This is a genomic window from Micromonospora marina (assembly GCF_900091565.1).
Lineage (GTDB): Bacteria > Actinomycetota > Actinomycetes > Mycobacteriales > Micromonosporaceae > Micromonospora > Micromonospora marina.
The window spans coordinates 22,976-36,381 of sequence record NZ_FMCV01000004.1; the positions used below are offsets into that span (position 1 = coordinate 22,976).

At 72.5% G+C, this 13,406-nt stretch carries 15 protein-coding genes; 12 read left to right on the forward strand and 3 right to left on the reverse strand.

Going from position 1 to position 13,406, the window contains the following annotated elements; all coding sequences use genetic code 11:
• The first annotated feature begins 44 nt into the window (after nucleotides 1-44).
• From dop to GA0070215_RS06560, 7 genes are all read left to right on the forward strand, one after another.
• The gene (gene dop, locus GA0070215_RS06530; protein ID WP_036344993.1) at nucleotides 45-1,562 is read left to right on the forward strand and encodes a depupylase/deamidase Dop; all 1,518 of its coding nucleotides are present in this window, start codon (nucleotides 45-47) and stop codon (nucleotides 1,560-1,562) included.
• 107 nt (nucleotides 1,563-1,669) lie between these two features.
• On the forward strand, nucleotides 1,670-1,876 hold the full coding sequence (locus GA0070215_RS06535; protein WP_013286106.1) for a ubiquitin-like protein Pup: 207 nt from the start codon (nucleotides 1,670-1,672) through the stop codon (nucleotides 1,874-1,876).
• Between the two features lie 191 nt (nucleotides 1,877-2,067).
• Complete coding sequence (locus GA0070215_RS06540) at nucleotides 2,068-2,550, forward strand: endonuclease VII domain-containing protein (RefSeq protein WP_091042945.1); 483 nt, start codon at nucleotides 2,068-2,070, stop codon at nucleotides 2,548-2,550.
• Nucleotides 2,469-3,308, forward strand: a complete 840-nt coding sequence (gene prcB, locus GA0070215_RS06545) for a proteasome subunit beta (protein ID WP_208600296.1) — start codon at nucleotides 2,469-2,471, stop codon at nucleotides 3,306-3,308. Before GA0070215_RS06540 ends, prcB begins: the two co-directional genes overlap by 82 nt.
• A 54-nt stretch (nucleotides 3,309-3,362) precedes the next feature.
• Nucleotides 3,363-4,196, forward strand: coding sequence for a proteasome subunit alpha (prcA, locus tag GA0070215_RS06550; RefSeq protein ID WP_018784493.1), 834 nt, complete (start codon nucleotides 3,363-3,365; stop codon nucleotides 4,194-4,196).
• 145 nt (nucleotides 4,197-4,341) lie between these two features.
• A complete protein-coding gene (pafA, locus tag GA0070215_RS06555; protein ID WP_013286109.1) occupies nucleotides 4,342-5,700 on the forward strand; it encodes a Pup--protein ligase in 1,359 nt (452 codons plus the stop codon).
• 59 nt (nucleotides 5,701-5,759) lie between these two features.
• Nucleotides 5,760-5,978, forward strand: a complete 219-nt coding sequence (locus GA0070215_RS06560) for a hypothetical protein (protein WP_026267669.1) — start codon at nucleotides 5,760-5,762, stop codon at nucleotides 5,976-5,978.
• A gap of 658 nt (nucleotides 5,979-6,636) precedes the next feature.
• Here the strand turns inward: GA0070215_RS06560 and GA0070215_RS06575 are convergent.
• Both GA0070215_RS06575 and GA0070215_RS28925 read right to left on the reverse strand, forming a co-directional pair.
• Nucleotides 6,637-7,722: a DUF3866 family protein gene (locus GA0070215_RS06575; RefSeq protein WP_018784489.1), complete on the reverse strand. Its 1,086-nt coding sequence runs from the start codon at nucleotides 7,720-7,722 to the stop codon at nucleotides 6,637-6,639.
• Nucleotides 7,723-7,998: 276 nt separating this feature from the next.
• Nucleotides 7,999-8,283 (reverse strand): hypothetical protein, encoded by a 285-nt coding sequence (locus tag GA0070215_RS28925; RefSeq protein ID WP_244166895.1) that lies wholly within the window; start codon nucleotides 8,281-8,283, stop codon nucleotides 7,999-8,001.
• 145 nt (nucleotides 8,284-8,428) lie between these two features.
• On the opposite strand from GA0070215_RS28925, the gene GA0070215_RS06585 reads away from it, so the two are divergent.
• The 5 genes from GA0070215_RS06585 (at nucleotide 8,429) to tatC (ending at nucleotide 12,227) form a co-directional block, all read left to right on the forward strand.
• The gene (locus tag GA0070215_RS06585) at nucleotides 8,429-9,427 is read left to right on the forward strand and encodes a helix-turn-helix transcriptional regulator (RefSeq protein ID WP_091042952.1); all 999 of its coding nucleotides are present in this window, start codon (nucleotides 8,429-8,431) and stop codon (nucleotides 9,425-9,427) included.
• The gene (locus tag GA0070215_RS06590) at nucleotides 9,424-10,431 is read left to right on the forward strand and encodes a helix-turn-helix transcriptional regulator (protein WP_018784486.1); all 1,008 of its coding nucleotides are present in this window, start codon (nucleotides 9,424-9,426) and stop codon (nucleotides 10,429-10,431) included. The genes GA0070215_RS06585 and GA0070215_RS06590 overlap by 4 nt, the downstream gene beginning before the upstream one ends.
• A gap of 10 nt (nucleotides 10,432-10,441) precedes the next feature.
• On the forward strand, nucleotides 10,442-10,690 hold the full coding sequence (locus tag GA0070215_RS06595) for a hypothetical protein (RefSeq protein WP_091042956.1): 249 nt from the start codon (nucleotides 10,442-10,444) through the stop codon (nucleotides 10,688-10,690).
• Between the two features lie 217 nt (nucleotides 10,691-10,907).
• Complete coding sequence (gene tatA / locus GA0070215_RS06600) at nucleotides 10,908-11,252, forward strand: Sec-independent protein translocase subunit TatA (RefSeq protein ID WP_026267668.1); 345 nt, start codon at nucleotides 10,908-10,910, stop codon at nucleotides 11,250-11,252.
• 21 nt (nucleotides 11,253-11,273) lie between these two features.
• Nucleotides 11,274-12,227 carry a twin-arginine translocase subunit TatC gene (gene tatC, locus GA0070215_RS06605; RefSeq protein WP_018784483.1) on the forward strand — a complete coding sequence of 318 codons (954 nt, stop codon included), beginning with the start codon at nucleotides 11,274-11,276 and terminating at the stop codon, nucleotides 12,225-12,227.
• A 187-nt stretch (nucleotides 12,228-12,414) separates the two neighbouring features.
• Here tatC and GA0070215_RS06610 read toward each other — a convergent pair whose 3' ends face one another.
• Entirely contained in the window at nucleotides 12,415-13,299 is an 885-nt protein-coding gene (locus tag GA0070215_RS06610) for an ABC transporter substrate-binding protein (RefSeq protein WP_026267667.1), read from the reverse strand.
• Nucleotides 13,300-13,406 lie beyond the last annotated feature (107 nt).

Genomic DNA, 13,406 nt, shown 5'->3' on the forward strand with positions numbered 1-13,406 from the left:
TCGACGTGACGGGGACCCCGACGGCGAGCGGAGCGGGTAGGTCGATGAGCGTCAGAAGGATCATGGGCACCGAGGTCGAGTACGGCATCTCCGTGCCCGGTCAGGCCGGAGCCAATCCGATGGTCACCTCCTCCCAGGTGGTGAACGCCTACGGGGCGCGGCCGGAACTCAACCGGGGCGGCCGGGCCCGCTGGGACTACGAGGAGGAGTCGCCACTGCGCGACGCCCGCGGGTTCACCTACTCCGGCGCCGCGTACGACCCGGCCGAGGCGCTCGCCGACGAGGATCTCGGGCTGGCGAACGTCATACTCACCAACGGCGCCCGCCTCTACGTCGACCACGCCCACCCGGAGTACTCCACGCCCGAGGTGACGAACCCCCTCGACGTGGTGCGGTGGGACAAGGCGGGGGAGCGGGTGATGGCCGAGGCGGCCCGGCGCGCCGCGACCATCCCGGGCACCCACCCGATCCACCTGTACAAGAACAACACCGACAACAAGGGTGCCAGCTACGGCTCGCACGAGAACTACCTGATGCGCCGGCAGACGCCGTTCGCCGACATCGTGGCGTACCTGACGCCCTTCTTCGTCACCCGGCAGATCGTCTGCGGCGCCGGGCGGGTCGGCATCGGCCAGGACGGCGGCCAGAGCGGTTTCCAGATCTCCCAGCGGGCCGACTTCTTCGAGGTCGAGGTGGGGCTGGAGACGACGCTCAAGCGGCCCATCATCAACACCCGGGACGAGCCGCACGCCGACGCCGACAAGTACCGCCGGCTGCACGTCATCATCGGCGATGCCAACCTGTCCGAGATCTCCACGTTCCTGAAGGTCGGCACCACCTCGCTGATCCTCGCCATGATCGAGGAGAAGGCGCTCGGCGCGGACCTCGGCATCGCCGACCCGGTGGCCGAGCTGCGCGCGGTCAGCCACGACCCGTCGCTCAAGCACCTGATGCGGATGCGCGACGGCCGCAAGCTCACGGCGCTGGACGTGCAGTGGGCGTACCTGGAGCGGGTCGCCTCCTTCGTGGACGACCGCCACGGCCAGGACGTGGACCCGCAGACCGCGGACGTGCTGCGCCGCTGGGAGAGCGTGCTGGACCGGCTCGGCCGGGACGCGTTCGAGTGCGCCGACGAGCTGGACTGGGTGGCCAAGCTGCGGCTGCTGGAGGGCTACCGGGAGCGGGAGAAGCTGAGCTGGGGCTCGCACAAGCTGCAACTGGTCGACCTGCAGTACTCCGACGTGCGGCCGGAGAAGGGCCTCTACCATCGTCTGGTGCAGCGCGGCTCGATGAAGACGCTGCTGACCGACGAGCAGACCCGCACCGCGATGACCGAGCCGCCGGAGGACACCCGGGCCTACTTCCGGGGCCGCTGCCTCGACCGGTACGCCTCCGAGGTGGTCGCCGCGAGCTGGGACTCGGTCATCTTCGACGTGGGCCGGGAGTCGCTGGTCCGGGTGCCGATGATGGAGCCCGAGCGGGGCACCCGCGCGCACGTCGGCGAGCTGTTCGACCGCTGCGCGAGCGCCAAGGATCTGCTGGAGACGCTCACCGGCGGGTGACCCCGATGCCGGAAGGCCCGCCGGGTGCCGGAAACGGGCACGCGACGGGCCTTTCGTCGCTCCCGCGAGGTAAGTTGATCGCAGGCGATCGTGGAGGAGGCACCACCATGGCGACGCAAGAGGGTGGGCAGACCCAGTCCGGCAAGTCCCGCGAGGAGGTCGAGGAGGTCACCGCTGAGGCCAACCCCGAGGTGGCCGAGCGGCACGCCGAGATCACCGAGGACGTCGACGACCTGCTCGACGAGATCGACTCCGTGCTGGAGGAGAACGCAGAGGAATTTGTGAGGGGATATGTGCAGAAAGGGGGTCAATGAGGCTTATGTCCGATTTGCCGGAGGCTTCGGACAAGCTTTGCCCCCAGTGTCGCCGCTCGCTTCCCGCGTCGGCGTTCCACCGTAATCGGCGTCGTCCAGACGGTCTGGCGTTCTACTGCAAGACGTGTGCCGCTGCTCGCTCAGAGGCGAGTCGTCGGAAACGTGGCATCGCGCCGCAGCGAAGGGCTGCCGTGCCGGTAGCGGACGGCCTCAAGTGGTGCCCCGACTGCGAGCAGATCAAGCCTGTCGACGATTTCCCCCGAACGACCAACGCCAGCGGCCGGCACAGCTACTGCAAGCCGTGCCACATCGCCCGTGGTAACGAGAGCAAGCAGCGGCTCTACGGTGGCAATCGCGAGTACCACCTGCGTCGCCGCTACGGGGTCGGGGAGAAGGAGTTCCAGGAACTCCTGGCCGAGCAGGGCGGCGTCTGCGTGATCTGTCGGCGCCCTGATCCGGAACATCTGGACCACGATCATCGCACCGGATGGGTGCGCGGGATACTCTGCTTCAACTGCAACGGTGGTCTTGGCCAGTTCAAGGACAACGCCGACGTCCTGGCCAGGGCGATCACGTACCTGAGAGGAACCACGTGGCAGCGGGTTTTGATCCATCCGGGCGTCTTCCAGATGTGTTCACCAACGCGGGGACGTCCTCCTTCACAGCGTTCCTGAGCAAGGTGGCCCCCGAGATGCTGCCCGGCCGTCGGCCGCTGCCGCCCGGCATGGCCGCCGACATGGCCCCGCACGCGACCACCATCGTGGCCATCTCGGCCGCCGGTGGCGTGGTCATGGCCGGCGACCGGCGCGCCACGATGGGCAACCTGATCGCCCAGCGCGACATCGAGAAGGTGCACCCGGCCGACGCGTACTCGCTGGTCGGCATCGCGGGCACCGCGGGCATCGGCATCGAGCTGATGCGACTGTTCCAGGTGGAGCTGGAGCACTACGAGAAGATCGAGGGCGCGATGCTCTCGCTCGATGGCAAGGCCAACCGGCTGGCGTCGATGATCCGCGGCAACCTGGGCGCGGCCATGCAGGGCCTGGCGGTGATCCCGTTGTTCGCCGGGTTCGACCTGGCCGCGGGCGACCCGGCACGGGCCGGGCGCATCTTCAGCTTCGACGTGACCGGCGGCCCGTACGAGGAGACCGGTTACGACGCCATCGGCTCCGGTTCGCTGTTCGCCAAGTCCGCGCTGAAGAAGCGGTTCCGGGCCGGCCTGCCGGTCGAGGAGGCGACGCGGCTCGCGGTCGAGGCGCTGTACGACGCGGCGGACGACGACACCGCCACCGGCGGTCCCGACCTGACCCGGCGGATCTACCCGGTCGTGATGACCGCCACCGCCGAGGGCACCCACCGGCTCACCGACGCCGAGACGGCGGCGATCGCGGAGAGCGTGGTGTCCGGCCGGATGGAGAACCCCGGCGGCTGAGGCCGCTCCCACCGTCCACCGAGTCAGCAGTCCCGCAGAAGGAGAACCGCCGCCGTGGCCATGCAGTTCTACGCCTCGCCCGAGCAGATCATGCGCGACCGCTCCGAGCTGGCCCGCAAGGGCATCGCCCGGGGCCGCAGCGCGGTGGTCCTGAGCTACGCGGGCGGGGTGCTCTTCGTCGCCGAGAACCTGTCCAGCACGCTGCACAAGGTCAGCGAGATCTACGATCGGATCGGCTTCGCCGCTGTCGGCCGGTACAACGAGTTCGAGAACCTGCGCCGCGCGGGCGTGCGGATGGCCGACCTCAACGGGCTCAGCTACGACCGGCGGGACGTGACCGGCCTGGCGCTCGCGAACGCGTACGCGCAGACGCTCGGCGCGATCTTCACGGAGCAGTCGAAGCCGTTCGAGGTGGAGATCTGCGTGGCCGAGGTGGGTGCCACGGCCGAGGACGACTCCCTCTACCGGGTGACCTACGACGGCTCGGTGAACGACGAGCCGGGCCGGATGGCGATGGGCGGCCAGGCCGAGGCGATCAGCGGGGTGCTGAAGAACGAGCACCGGCCGGAGATGTCGCTGTCGGAGGCGGTCCGTGCCGCGGTGAAGGCGCTGAGCAGCGTCGGCGGCGAGGGCGGGGCGGCCCGCACGATCGCCGCGAACCAGCTGGAGGTGGCGGTCCTGGACCGGGGCCGGGTGGGGCGTACGTTCCGGCGGGTGACCGGCGCGGCGCTGACCGCGCTGCTGGAGGGCGACGCCGGGGCCGACACGGCGCCCGCGCCGGGCCGGGCGAAGACGCCGACGGTGCCGACGGAGGAGGCGAAGAAGCCGACCACGTCGGCGGGTTCGGCCGATCTGGAGGGCAACGCGGAGGACAAGCCCGCCGAGTGACGTTCGTCTGCGGACCCCGCCACCTCGCCGAGGTGGTGGGGTCTTCCGTGTACGGATGCCGCCACCTCCCCGATCTGCGGGGGAGATCGCAAGCGGCGAGCGTCGGCGCTGCCCATCGGAGGCTCCGGGCGGCTAGTGTCTCATCATGGAGCGGCGAATCTTCGGCCTCGAAACCGAGTACGGCGTCACCTGCACCTATCGCGGGCAACGCCGACTGTCCCCCGACGAGGTCGCGCGGTACCTGTTCCGGCGGGTGGTGTCGTGGGGCCGGTCGAGCAACGTGTTCCTGCGCAACGGCGCCCGCCTCTATCTCGACGTCGGTTCGCACCCCGAGTACGCGACTCCGGAGTGCGACTCGGTGACCGACCTGGTGGCGCACGACCGGGCCGGTGAGCGGATCCTGGAGGGGCTGCTCGTCGACGCGGAGAAGCGGCTGCACGACGAGGGCATCGCGGGCGAGATCTACCTGTTCAAGAACAACACCGACTCGGCCGGCAACTCGTACGGCTGCCACGAGAACTACCTGGTGTCCCGGCACGGCGAGTTCGGCCGGCTCGCCGACGTGCTCATCCCGTTCCTGGTCACCCGGCAGCTCATCTGCGGCGCGGGCAAGGTGCTGCAGACGCCGCGGGGCGCGGTCTACTGCCTGTCCCAGCGGGCCGAGCACATCTGGGAGGGCGTCTCGTCGGCGACCACCCGCAGCCGGCCGATCATCAACACCCGGGACGAGCCGCACGCGGACGCCGAGCGCTACCGCCGGCTGCACGTGATCGTCGGCGACTCGAACATGAACGAGGTCACCACGCTGCTGAAGGTCGGCACCGCCGACATCGTGCTGCGGATGATCGAGGCCGGCGTGGTGATGCGCGACCTGACGCTGGAGAACCCGATCCGGGCCATCCGCGAGGTGTCGCACGACATCACCGGCCGGCGCAAGGTGCGGCTGGCCTCCGGCAAGGAGGTCTCGGCGCTGGAGATCCAGCAGGAATACCTGGCCAAGGCGACGGAGTTCGTGGAGCGCCGGGGCGGTGACCAGACCGCGAAGCGGGTGGTCGACCTGTGGGGCCGGGTGCTGCGCGCGGTCGAGACCGGCGACCTGGACCCGGTGGCCCGTGAGATCGACTGGGTCACCAAGCTGAAGCTGATCGAGCGCTACCAGCGCAAGCACGACCTGCCGCTGTCGCACCCGCGGGTGGCGCAGATGGACCTTGCCTACCACGACCTGCGACGTGGGCGCGGCCTGTACGGGCTGCTGGAGCGCCGCCGCGAGGTCGACCGGGTGGCCACCGACCCGGAGATCTTCGAGGCGAAGGAGACACCGCCGCAGACGACCCGGGCGCGGTTGCGCGGCGAGTTCATCCGCCACGCCCAGGAGAAGCGGCGCGACTTCACCGTGGACTGGGTGCACCTGAAGCTGAACGACCAGGCACAGCGCACGGTGCTGTGCAAGGACCCGTTCCGGGCCTACGACGAGCGGGTGGAACGGCTGATCGCCAGCATGTGATCGTGGCGGCGGCCGGTGCCCGGCACCGGCCGCCGGTCCACGGGTACGCTGGCGTCGCGATGAACACTTCCGAATCCGCCGGTGGGCCCGGCCGCGAGACGTCCTCGGACCGGGACGGCACCGAGAAGCTCAACTGGATCGATCGCCGGCGGGAGAAGATCCGGGCCGAGATCGAACGCAACAGGCGCGGCGACTACACGGTGCCGACCTGGGTGCTGGCGGCGGCGTTGGCGCTGATCGTGGGCGCCTGGCTGGCGTTGATCCTGTTCCTCGGCTGAAGGTCTCCGGTCGGTTCAGTCGTACGGCATCCGGTGGAGCCAGCCGAAGCCGAACAGGGCCGGCACGCGTACGTCCCAGTAGACGACGGTGACGAGAACGATGTTGCCGAGCGACTGCAGCGTGAACGCCAGCGTGGCCCAGCACGGTGTTCGCGACGTTGTCGCCGATGACCTTGTCGACCAGTTCGAACGACCACAGGACGGCCAGCAGCACGCCGGCCGCCGCGCTGACCAGGGCGGGCGTGGGCCGGCGCCGGGGTCGGTGGGGGGAGACTCCGGCGCCGGGCGTCGCGTCCGGGAACTGTCGCAGTGGCATGGATCGGTCTCCTGAACGGCGGCTGCACAGGTTCCCCGGGGCAGCCGGGATCGACGCCTGTCAGGGGAACGGTGGGGCCGGGGTCGAGTCTCCGGCCAGTATGGAAAGACCGGGCGGGCCCAGGTTCTTCCGGCGAAGCCGCTGGGTGAGCTGGCGGAGGTGCTGCTGCGCGCTCCTCATTCCACGCTGACGCCGGGCGAGCGGGAGCTGATCGCCGTGTTCTGCACGTTCAACCGCTACGTCGACGGGCTGGGCACCTGGACGCCGCGCGATCCCGAGGCGTACGCGCGAGCCGCCGGCCACCTCGTCGCGGACGTACCCGCCGGTCTGACGGCGGCGCGGTCAGCCGAGCAGGCCGGCGGCGTACCGGCCGGCGGCGGCCGCGGCGAGGAAGTAGGCGTGGTCGGCGTCCAGGCCCCGACCCATCGTGGACAGGCCGACCGGGGTGGCGCGCAGCGCCGCGTCCAGGCCGTCGGTGGGCACTGTGACGATCCGGTGCCGGTCGGCCAGCGGCGCCAGCGCCGCGGCGACCTCCGCGGCCAGGCCGGGGGCGAGACCGTCCGGCACCACCAGCTCCGCGGGGGCCAGCGCGACCCGGCCGTACGCGGTCAGGCTGTGGTGGGAGACGCCGCGGTGCCGGGGGCGGGCGTCGGCGTCGGAGATGCGCAGCGAGCCGACCGGACGCCCGCCCAGCGCGGCGACCGCGTTCACGGCCTCGCCGACGGCGACGCCGGAGAAGCCCCAGCGGGTGCCGGTGCCGAGGTTGCCCGGCCCCTGGGCCACGATCGTCAGGTCCGCGTCGAGCACGTGCCGGGCGGCGAGCAGGCCGGTGTGCAGCGTGCTCGCCTCCAGGTCACCGCCGAACGCCTGGCCGACGCTCACCGTGCCGACGAGGTGCCCGGCCAGCCCGGCCAGGGTGCGGGAGAACCAGGCCGGCAGCGCCCCGCCGTCGGTCAGCACGTACGCGACCCGCGCGGCGGGGGCGTCGGCGCGTACGCCGGCCAGGATCGCCGGCAGCGCTGAGTGCAGGTCGGCGGTGACCACCGGCATGCCGTCGACGGTGTCGGCGGCGGCCAGCCGGTCGTGGTGCGGTGACGCCTCCTCGTCCACGCCGAGCAGGATCGGTTGCAGCGGCGTGTAGCGGGCTTTGACCAGGTGCCCGGCGTCGCGGCTGTCGCCGGCCTGCGGCGGGTCCGGGGGCAGGCGGTCGGGCAGCGCCACGACCAGCGCGTAGCCGCCGGTGCCGAGGCCCATCAGCAGTGCCCCGGCGTTGAGCAGCACCCGGTCGCCGGGTTCGGGCTCGCCGACCAGCGCCGGGTAAGCCAGGGCGCGCATGCGGGCGCCGTCGGGCAGGTCGACGTCGAGTTCGGCAGCGCCGGCCCACCGTCGCCGTACCGCCGTGACCGTGCCGGACCGCCATCGCACCATGCGGTGCACGGTATCGGCCGCCGCCGGGACGGCCCCCGGGCGGGTCAGGGGTTCCGGTCGTCGGCCGGGCGGCCCGCCCCGTCCTGCGTGGTGCGGCCGGTCCGGCCGCCCGGACGGGACCGGGCGGGGTCGAGGAGGACGTACGCGATCTCCGGGAAGTGCCCGGTGAGCCGGCGTTCGGCGGCGTGGCGGCGGCCTCGATCTCGGCGCCGGTGGCGTGGTCGCGGAAGTCGACCTTGGCGGCGACGAGGATGTCGTCCGGGCAGAGGAACATGGTCATCGGGTGTCGCCCCGGCCCACCGTCGGCACGTCCGCCAGTTCCCGCTCGATGCGCCGGTGCAGCCGGTCGGGGTCGGCGCGGCCGACCAGCAGGCCGATCGGCGCGGCGCTGTCCTCAACGAAGACCGCCTTGACGGTGGTGGCGGCGGTCAGGCGCAGGTACTCGCCGCTGTGCTCGTGCACCGGGATGGTGGTGACGCCGTGCGTGACGGCGAAGCCCGCCACGAGGCCCGCGACCAGTTTGGCGACGGCGATGGGGAGGCTCGCCGCGCCGGCCACCACGACCGTGCCGACGCTCGCGGTCCTGACCTCCGGTGCCGCCGCGCGATCACCCTGTGACCGGTCGATGCCCGCCGCCGGGTCGAAGACCCCCGCGCCGCGCCGCGCGGGTGCCCGCGCCCGACGCGCGGGCTGCTAGCGTTTGGGCGTGTCCCGGACCCGTACCGAACGCCTGGTCAACCTGGTGATCTGCCTGCTGTCGACGCGACGCTTCCTGACCGCCGCGCAGATCGCCGCGACCGTGCCCGGTTACGAGCACGACCCGGACGACGCCAAGGACCACGAGGCGTTCCAGCGCAAGTTCGAGCGCGACAAGGCCGAGCTGCGTGAGCTGGGTGTGCCGCTGGAGACCGGCACGGCGAGCGTCTTCGACGCCGAGCCGGGCTACCGGATCGCGCCGCGCGCGTACGCGTTGCCCGACATCCCGCTCGAACCGGACGAGGCCGCCGCCGTGGGTATCGCCGCCCGGTTGTGGCAGCACGCCGGGCTGGCCGCCGCCGCGTCGTCGGGGCTGGCGAAGCTGCGCGCCGCCGGCATCGACGTCGATCCGCAGGCCACGCTGGGCCTGGAGCCGATGGTGACGGTCGATCCGGCGTTCGCGCCGCTCACCGCCGCCGCCCGGGACCGGCGCGAGGTCAGCTTCGACTACCGCGTCCCGGACCGGGACGCGCCCTCCCGCCGCCGGGTGCAACCGTGGGGCGTGGTCTGCTGGCGCGGCCGGTGGTACGTGGTCGGCCACGACCTGGACCGGGCGGCGACCCGCTGCTTCCGGCTGTCCCGGGTGGTCGGCACGGTCCGGTCGACCGGCGAGCCGGGCGCCTACGAGCCGCCCGCCGGGGTCGACCTGATCAGCCATGTGGCCCGCTGGTCCGGGCCGGTGGAGCACACCGGCCGGGCCACGGTGCTGGCCACGCCGGGCCGCGCGGCCGGGCTGCGCCGCTGGGCCGTCGAGTGCCAGGCCGGTCCGGGCGGCGACCGGCTGGTGCTGCCGTACGCCGACGCCGACTCCCTGGCCGGCCAGATCGTCGGGTACGGCCCGGACGTCCGCGTCCTGGAGCCACCGGAGGTGCGAGAGGCGGTCATCCAGCGGCTCAAGGAGGTCGCGGCCCGCCACGACGAGCTCGCGGTGACCGGGGGTGCCCGGTGACCCGCCCGGCGGCCCGCGCGGGCCGTGCCTCCGCCGACCGGCTGGCCCGGCTGCTCAACCTGGTGCCCTACCTGCTGGCCCGTCCCGGCATCGAGATCGCCGAGGCGGCGCACGACCTCGGGGTGACCGAGAAGCAGCTCCGGGAGGACCTGGAACTGCTCTGGGTGTGCGGGCTGCCCGGCTACGGTCCCGGCGACCTGATCGACATGGCGTTCGACGGCGACCGGGTGACGATCACCTACGACGCCGGGATCGACCGCCCGCTGCGGCTCACCCCGGACGAGGCCCTGGCCCTGGTGGTGGCGTTGCGGATGCTCGCGGAGACGCCGGGCGTGGCGAACCGGGAGGCGGTCGAGCGGGCCCTCGCCAAGATCGAGAACGCCGCGGGTGACCTGGCGGGAGCGCCGGTCGAGGTCCGCCTGCCCGGCGACTCCGCACGGGTACGCGAACTGCGCGCCGCCGTCGAGCGCGGCCGGGCGCTGCGGATCACCTACTACACCCCGGCCCGGGACGAGACCACCGAACGCACCATCGACCCGCTGCGGATGCTGATGGTCGGCGGCCGGGCGTACGTGGAGGCGTGGTGCCGCCGCGCCGAGGCGGTGCGGCTGTTCCGGGCCGACCGGATCGACGCGGTGACCGAGCTGCCGGAGCAGGCTGTGGTGCCGCCGCAGGCCCGCCCGCACGATCTCCGCGACGGCGTGTTCCGCCCGTCGGCCGACCTGCCGCTGATCACGCTGCGGATCGGCCGGGGCGAGCGGTGGATCACCGAATACTATCCGTGCGAGCGGGTCGAGGCCGACGGCGAGCAGTGGCTGGTGTCGCTGCGCGTCACCGACCTCGGGTGGGCCCGGCGGTTCGTGCTCGGGCTGGGCCCGGAGGTGACGGTGGTGGCCCCGGCCGAGCTGGCCGAGCAGGTCCGCGCCCAGGCCGTGGCCGCGCTCGACGCGTACGCCACCCCGGCCGGCAGCGCCGATCCGGCAGCCGTCGGCGGCACCCGTTAGGCTGACCGCCGTGGTGACGTGGATCGTGCTCGGGGTCGTGGTGTTCGCGCTGGTCGTACTGGCCCTGGCGGTCCGGCCGGTGGTGAGCCGCCTGCCCGGGCTGCGCCGGTCCGCGCTGGCGTTGCAGCGCCGGGCGGCCGAGGTCGAGTCGCTGCGGTCGGCCGCCGAGCAGTTGCAGGCGCGGGCCGAGTCGCTCCAGGAGCGGGCGGCGCTCGCGCAGGAGCGGATCACGTTGATCAAGGCCAGGCGCGGGGACTGATCGACGCCGGTCGTCCCGGTGAGCGTCGGCTGCGCGTTCCCGGGCGGTTACGCGCAGAAATGCGCGGACCTGGACGGTTGACGGGACACTTCGGGTTGGTCGAAACTTCACCGATCGGGCCCGCACCGGCAGGCCCGCAGGGGTGGCAAGCCGCTGCGACACACGTACGATGGGCGACGACCCACCCCTCACCGACACAGAGCGACTGGAGCTTCCCATGGGTGCCCTCAGACCGTGGCACATCGCCGTACTCGTGGTCGTGCTGATCCTGCTGTTCGGCGCGAAGCGGCTCCCCGACGCGGCCCGCTCACTGGGCCGCTCGCTGCGGATCATCAAGGCCGAGACCAAGAGCCTGCACGACGACGACCGCGACCTCGCCGAGAAGGCGGACGCGCAGGCCGGTTACCAGCCGCTCCAGCCGCAGCAGCCGGTGCAGGGGCAGCCGTACGTGCAGCAGCCGTACCCCCAGCAGCAGTACGCCCAGCAGCAGCCGTACGCGCCGCAGCCGCAGCAGCCCGTGGCCCCGCCGGCCGACCCGGTGCAGCGCGTCCGCGAGAACTGATCCGAGAGGGCCCCAATCACCGTGGCCTTCGGGTTGAAGAAGCGCGGCCCGAGCAGTTTCGCGCGCGCGGCCGACGGCTCGATGACGCTCATCGAGCACATCCGTGAACTGCGCAACCGGCTGTTCCGGGCGTCGCTGGCGATCCTTGTCGGTTTCGGCTTCGGCATCTGGCTGGCCGAGCCGGTCCGGGTGCTGCTGTCGAAGCCCTACTGCGACCTGCCGCAGTCGTACGACGCGGCGACCGGCAAGTGCAAGTTCGTGCAGCTCGGTGTCGCCGACGTCTTCCTGCTGAACCTCAAGATCGGCCTCTGGGTGGGCCTGATCATCGCGGCGCCGATCTGGCTCTACCAGCTCTGGGCGTTCATCGCGCCCGGCCTGCACCGGCACGAGCGGCGGTACGCGTACGTCTTCACCGCGCTCGCGGCCCCGCTGTTCGCGGCCGGCGCGGTGCTGGCGTTCTTCGTCACCACCAAGGGACTGGAGTTCCTCCTCGACATCTCCGGCGACGACATCGCGACGAACCTCGAGGTGACCCGGTACATCTCGTTCGTCACGAATCTCATCCTGCTGTTCGGGGTGGCGTTCGAGTTCCCGCTGATCGTGCTGATGCTCAACTTCGTCGGTCTGGCCAGCGCCAAGCGGCTGCTCAGCTGGTGGCGGGTGGCGGTGTTCGTGTTCTTCGCGTTCGCCGCCGTGGTCACGCCGACACCGGACCCGTTCGGCATGAGCGCGTTGGCGATCTGCCTCTGCGCGCTCTACTTCGCCGCGGTGGGGGTGGCGTTCCTCAACGACAAGCGGCGCGGCCGTGGCCGTGAGGTGTACGCCGGCATCGCCGACGACGAGGTGTCACCGCTTGACCTGCCGAACGAGCCGGTGCCTGCGGGCAGCCGGATCGAGGCGTCCGGGCCGATCGACGCACCCGAGCCGATCGTCGCCCCGAAGCCGATCGAGCGCCGTTACGACGACATGACCTGACCGAACCCGCGCACCCCCGGACGCCGTCCCCTCCTCCCGGGGGCGGCGTCCGCGTCTCCGCCACCGCCCCATCCCACGTCGATCTTGGACTTTGTGCCCCTCCAGTGCCCGATATCCGCTCTTTGTCGGGGCCGAAACTGCAAGATCGCGGCGGGCGGGCGGGCGGGCGGGCGGGCGGGGCGGGGGGTCAGGTGATGCGGCGGGCGGCTTCGGGGTGGGGTGGGGGGACCGCGCCGGGGTGCAGGATCGCGGCTGCCGTCTCGGCACCGTCGACCAGGCGCGGGCCGGCGCGCACGATCAGCCCGTCCGCGTCCAGCGCCCACACCTGCGCCTGCGGGAAGTGCCCGGCCACCGCGGCGGCCTGTTCGGCCGCGCCGTCGAGACGGAACCCGCACGGCGCGACCAGCACCACCTCGGGGCGGGCGGCCCGCAGGGCCTCCCAGGTGGTCGGCGTGGACCGGGCGCCGCGATGGGTGGCCACCGGCTCGCCGCCGGCGACGTCGACGAGGTCCGGGATCCAGTGCCCGGCGCCGAACGGCGGGTCCACCCACTCGACCACCGCGACCCGGGGCCGGGGTCGGCCCGCCACCGCCGCGCCGACCGCCGCGAGCCGGGCACGCAGGCCGTCGACCAGCGCCTCCGCACGATCCGGCACCCGGGCCGCCGCGCCCACCGCGCGGATCGACTCCAGCACGTCGTCCAGGGTGTACGGGTCGAGCGACAGCACGTCGGCCCGGCATCCCAGATGGTCCACGGCGTCGGCGACCCGGCCCGAGGGCAGTGCGCAGACGCGGCACAGGTCCTGGGTGAGGATCAGGTCCGGATCGAGTCCGGCCAGCGCGCCGGCGTGCAGCGTGTAGAGGTCGGCACCGGCCGCGACCTGCGACCGGACGTACGCGTCGATGTCGCCGGGACTCATGCCCCGGGTGTCCCGGCCGCCGACGACCACTGTGGTGCCCGACCGGTAGCGTGCGGGTACCTCGCACTCGAAGGTGACGCCGACCAGGTCGTCGCCGAGGCCGAGCGCGTACGCGATCTCGGTGGCGGAGGGGAGCAGGGAGACCAGCCGCATGCCCGCCATCATGCCCCTCGCGTGGACCGCCGCGTCCCGGGGCCGGCCCGGAACGGACATCGGGTCGCCCTCGGGCCTTGCCGGGACGCCGTACCCGCTTAGACTCT

Excerpts from the sequence above, each read along its gene's own strand:
- tatA (WP_026267668.1), top strand. The coding sequence starts at position 10,908 with ATGGGTGCCCTCAGACCGTGGCACATCGCCGTACTCGTGGTCGTGCTG.
- GA0070215_RS06610 (WP_026267667.1), bottom strand. The coding sequence starts at position 13,299 with ATGCGGCTGGTCTCCCTGCTCCCCTCCGCCACCGAGATCGCGTACGCG.
- pafA (WP_013286109.1), top strand. The coding sequence starts at position 4,342 with ATGGAGCGGCGAATCTTCGGCCTCGAAACCGAGTACGGCGTCACCTGC.
- GA0070215_RS06560 (WP_026267669.1), top strand. The coding sequence starts at position 5,760 with ATGAACACTTCCGAATCCGCCGGTGGGCCCGGCCGCGAGACGTCCTCG.
- GA0070215_RS06535 (WP_013286106.1), top strand. The coding sequence starts at position 1,670 with ATGGCGACGCAAGAGGGTGGGCAGACCCAGTCCGGCAAGTCCCGCGAG.
- dop (WP_036344993.1), top strand. The coding sequence starts at position 45 with ATGAGCGTCAGAAGGATCATGGGCACCGAGGTCGAGTACGGCATCTCC.
- GA0070215_RS06575 (WP_018784489.1), bottom strand. The coding sequence starts at position 7,722 with ATGGTGCGATGGCGGTCCGGCACGGTCACGGCGGTACGGCGACGGTGG.